Annotated in this window: 1 protein-coding gene; it reads left to right on the top strand. The window is 44.2% G+C overall.

Annotated features, from left to right (window positions below; all coding sequences use genetic code 11):
• The first annotated feature begins 114 nt into the window (after positions 1-114).
• Positions 115-1566, top strand: coding sequence for an IS1182 family transposase (locus ACFQZT_RS32260; protein ID WP_379307069.1), 1452 nt, complete (start codon positions 115-117; stop codon positions 1564-1566).
• Positions 1567-1685 lie beyond the last annotated feature (119 nt).

Below are 1685 nucleotides of genomic sequence, written 5' to 3'. Positions count from 1 at the left end.
GAGGCCACTGAAAAAGTCCCTGTGTTGTAAGAAAGGTACAGTCACCCAAGAAATTGGAGGAGATTGTGCCTTTTTCTGTATAATTAAAGCATCCCAGGGGAGTAGGTGTGCATAATGATTCAACAACAACAAACGCTAATCTTAAGCCCGTATTTCGAACTATATAACTTGGTAGTTCCCAAGGATAATATGCTTCGACAGATAAACGAGCTGGTTGACTTCTCGTTTGTGTATGATGAATTGAAAGTGAACTACTGTCTGGACAACGGAAGAAATGCGATCGATCCCATTCAGATGTTCAAGTATCTGCTCTTAAAGGCGATCTTCGAATTGTCCGATGAGGACATCGTCGAGCGGTCCAAATACGATATGTCGTTTAAATACTTTTTAGGTATGGCGCCAGAAGAGCCCGTGATTGATGCCAGTTCGTTAACCAAGTTCCGAAAGCTGCGGCTAAAGGACATGAACCTGCTCGACATGCTGATCAATAAGACGGTTGAAATCGCAATCGAAAAGGGCATTATCCAAAGCAAAGCAATCATTGTCGATGCAACGCATACGAAAGCTCGTTACAATCAGAAGTCCCCGCGGGAAATCCTGCAGGATCGTTCTCGAAAACTGAGGAAGGCCATCTACAAGGTCGATGAATCCCTCAAAACCAAGTTCCCGACGAAGAATACGAGCGATGTGCTGGAGGACGAAATCGCCTATTGCCAGAAACTCATCGAGGTCGTTGAAGCGGAAGGTGGCGTATGTGCGCTACCTAAGATAAAAGAACCACTTAATCTGCTCAAAGAAACGGTCGAAGATGATCTTGAGCAGCTCCGAATCTCGGAAGACCCGGATGCAATGGTAGGTCACAAGAGTGCGGATTCCTCATTTTTCGGATACAAAACGCATCTGGCCATGACAGAAGAACGCATTATTACAGCAGCTGTTATTACGACGGGGGAAAAGAATGACGGAAAGCAGTTACAGACGCTGATCGAGAAAAGCAAGACAGCCGGTTTGGAGGTCAAAACGGTCATCGGAGATGCGGCCTATTCGGAAAAAGACAATATTATATACACCAATGAAAATGAGATCGAACTCGTTGCTAAACTCAACCCGCTTATTACGCAAGGTGGCCGTAAGAAAGAAGACGAATTCCAGTTCAATAAGGATGCTGGCATGTATGTATGCAAAGCAGGCCATATGGCGATTCGGAAAGCGCGAACAGGAAAAAAGGGAGTTGGTACAAACCAAAAGGATACCTATTACTTCGATGTAGAAGTTTGCAAGAGGTGCCCATTTAAAGAGGAATGCTACACCGAAGGAGCAAAAAGCAAGACCTACTCAGTGAGTATTAAGTCTGGTGAACACACAGAACAAATGGTCTTCCAGGAAAGCGAGTACTTCAAGGCAATGGCTAAGGAACGCTACAAAATTGAAGCAAAAAACAGCGAACTCAAACACAGACACGGGTATGATGTAGCCACATCCTCGGGTCTATTAGGCATGAAACTCCAAGGCGCTATGACCATATTCACGGTTAATCTGAAGCGAATATTGAAGCTAATGAAGTAAAAACCATCAGCCAACAAGCTTAATTAGATCATGCAAAGACGACCTTTACCCCCAAAGAATGGGAATGAAGGTCGTCTTTTTATCGTTTCTCTTAGCTACTCCGAAAAACTAGAAGTTTT

The sequence above is a fragment of the Paenibacillus sp. GCM10027628 genome (genome assembly GCF_042676385.1).
Taxonomy (GTDB): Bacteria; Bacillota; Bacilli; order Paenibacillales; family NBRC-103111; genus Paenibacillus_E.
This window is presented reverse-complemented; position numbering and strand designations above follow the sequence as displayed.

Coding starts and splice junctions, on each gene's coding strand:
- ACFQZT_RS32260 (WP_379307069.1), top strand. CDS start 115: ATGATTCAACAACAACAAACGCTAATCTTAAGCCCGTATTTCGAACTA.